This window comes from endosymbiont of Lamellibrachia barhami (genome assembly GCF_011947365.2).
Classification (GTDB): domain Bacteria; phylum Pseudomonadota; class Gammaproteobacteria; order Chromatiales; family Chromatiaceae; genus QGON01.
In genome coordinates, this window is record NZ_JAAVSH020000001.1 from 265,763 (window position 1) to 269,234 (window position 3,472).

Here is a 3,472-nt window from a genome sequence, read left to right on the forward strand (position 1 = left end):
CAGTCTTTCAGCATCTATGTTGTCAAGGACCTCGATAATGACGGTTACGAGAGTCGTGTCGACTGCGATGACAACGACCCGTTGGCCAACCCCGGCGCGCTGGAAATACCCTATGACGGCATAGATAACGACTGCAACCCAGCGACGCGGGATGATGATCTGGACGGCGATGGTTACCTGCATGTTGTGGACTGCGATGACACCAATGCAGCTGTCAATCCTGGTGCAACGGAGGTCCATTACAACCTGTTGGATGACGACTGCGATCCGGGTACCCTGGATTACGTTGACGACGATGGGGATGGTTACTACACCGAGCAGACGCCCGACTATCCGATCCCAGCGGATTGCGATGATGACAATCCAAGAGTTCATCCCGGAGCTACTGAGATTATCCTCAACGGTATCGATGATGATTGTGATGCCGCCACACCGGACAGCCATGCGAAGACCTTTGTCGTGATGATCGATCAGGGAGGGAATATCTATTTTGCAAAGAGTAATGGTGATGGAACCTTCAGTGACTACAAAGAGTTGGAAGATATTGGGGCCTATAGTTCCAGGGGCATCGCCATTGCCGATTTCAATAATGATGGTCATCTCGATTTCGTTGCGGGTGGAGGAACAAACACCGAGGTCGACTTCTATCTCTTCAATAATGACGGCAGTGACAACTTCCTGAACAGAGGAATCGTTGTTGGTCATGACGTATCAGGTGGCTGGGTATACGACATGTCCGCGGGTGATCTCAACAATGACGGCAATGCGGATTTTGTCAGTACTACCAATTCGGAATATACAGTGGTCGCGTTCGGCGATGGGAATGGCGGTTTTACCTCGACTCTTCTGGACTTTGGGGTGGCTGGCGGTGGAGTGGATCTTGCCGATCTGAACAGTGATGGGAAACTTGACCTGATTCGCAGCCAGATGGGCAGTGGTCAGATCGAGGTCTATATCGGCCAGGGCAATGGGAGCTTCGATCCGCCGCAGATCGTCGGTGATGCGGGTGGATATACCTATGGCGTGGTTGCCGCTGACTTCGACAATGATGGGGTTGTGGACATCTTTGCCAACAATTCCAGCACCGGAGATGCCACCTTCTTCAAGGGCTTTGGAGACGGTACTTTTCTCAACATGGGTATAGAGGCATCTCTCGACCCAAACAACTTTAGTGCCTATGACGGCTACGATTACAACGACGACGGAAACGTCGATGTCGTGCTTACGGACCATACCGGCAGAAGCCTCTGGTACTATCCCGGGAACGGTGACAGCACCTTCGACAGTCGGGTCGAGATCAATCCCGCCAGCACGACCACTCATTATGTATTGGCCGTTTCGGCGCCACCCTATCGTGCCGCTGGCATGCCCTATGCGATCATTCGGCCAAATCCGGTTCATCTTCCATTGGGTGGCACTGTCGACTTCGATGGCAGTGACTCCAATGACAATGATGATGGTGGCGTCATCACCAGCTATGAGTGGGAGCTTGGAGATGGTGGTACGGCAATGGGAAGCACTGTCACCTATACCTACGGCGTAACGGAAGAGAACTACCTGGCAAGACTGAAGGTTACCGACGATGAGGGGAAGATGGCTTATGGTTTTGCCCAAGTATACATCGAGGGATCACCGCCTGTCGCGAATTCAGGTGGACCCTACACCTTTGGAGAAGAGGTTGCGGCCAACGGCATCTATACGGTTACGCTTGATGGTAGCGGGTCGATCGATGATCAGGGCATTGAAACATACGCATGGGATTTCGACGATAGCGACGGCATTCAGGTCGAATCAACGGATATCGCGCCTGTCCACGCCTACGATGCCGTGGGTATCTATAACGTCACCCTCACTGTAACCGACCATGCCAGGCAGCAGGATACGGTCACCACAACGGTAACCATAACCCGTTCCATACCGCCTGATGCACAGCACGGTGGGCCCTATACCATCGGCGAAAACGCTGCGCTTGGTGGCACCTGGACGCTGAACCTGGATGCCTCTGCTTCGTCGGATGATGTGGGTATCGAGAAGTATGAGTGGGATCTGGACGCTGCCGACGGTTTTCAGGTGGATGCGACCGGGGTGGCGCCTGAAGTGACATACACGGTTCCCGGCGACTATACAGTGACGCTGCGTGTCTATGATCACGCACTGCAGATGACCGAGGTCACGACAACGGTGTCGGTGGTGATGGGAGATGCGCCGGACGCCTCGCATGGCGGTCCTTACGCTCAGACCGAAGATAATGCTGTGGGCGGCAATTGGAGCGTCACGCTCGATGCATCTGCCTCCACAGACGATTCCGGCATCTTCCTCTACGAGTGGGATTTCGACGCCTCGGACGGCATCCAGGTCGATGCAACCGGTGAGGCTGTGGACGTTACCTATACAAGCGTCGGTGACTACACCGTGACAGTGAGGGTCTATGATAATGCCCTGCAGATGACCGAGGTGACTACAATCGTCAGCATAACCGTCGGCGGTGTACCGGTAGCGGATGCCGGCGGCCCCTATGAATTCGATGAGAGCGACACCAGTCACGGCATCTGGACCGTCACGCTGGACGGTACGGGTTCCACGGATGACATTGCTATCTATAAGTATGAATGGTTCTTAGAGCCTACGACTTTTGACTTTGCCGGTACCGTCCTGGACAACACACAATGGATATTCAGCGTTACAGATGTGACCAAGAATGACGGTGTCACTATAGTAGGTGCAGGCAGCGGTCGTTACCTTTTCAGCCAGGCTGATTCTATAAGGAGAGATGGGACGACCTTCCAGGCCCGCATCCTCCCTGAAAGCCCGTCTGGACATCAAGGCGCCGCCTGGGGGTTTAAGAATACATCTGCCAACTACCATTGGAACCAGATGACTCATGCCTTCTACTTTAACGATAATAACATCAAGATCTTAGAGGATGGCAGCAATCGAGGGACGAAGGCTAGTTATACAAGAAATACCCTTTATAACATCAAGATTGTCTTAAAGAATCAAGGGGCAGAATACTACTTTAAGCCTGCTACATCGAGTACATGGACGCTTCTCTATGACTCCGACTACTCCAGCGCCTCCCTGCTGAAGGCAGGGGTGACCGTTTTCTCAGGTACTTTCCGCCTGGATGAACTGATCATGGAAAAAGGCGCTATCACTGTTAACCCGGACTTTAGATTCAAAACACCAGGCACATATGCGGTAACCTTGACCGTTAAAGATAATGCCCTTCAGGCAGACAGTAATACAACAACGATTGAGATTGTTGACGGCGCACCGCCGGTGGCGAATGCCGGCGGGCCTTATACGGCTGAGGTGGGTGGCTTAGTCAACTTTGACGGGACAAGCTCGACAGATGACAACGGAATAGAGACCTATGACTGGACCTTCGGCGATTCTACCGGCGGCCCTGCAGGCGCAGACCTGCCTTACAAAGGTAAAGGGGCCACGCCGCGGCACATCTACAGGCAGGTAG

Annotated in this window: 1 protein-coding gene; it reads left to right on the forward strand. The window is 53.3% G+C overall.

Annotated elements, in window-relative coordinates:
* A partial coding sequence (locus G9Q73_RS01215) for a PKD domain-containing protein (protein WP_177418124.1) occupies positions 1-3,472 on the forward strand: 3,472 nt, incomplete at both ends.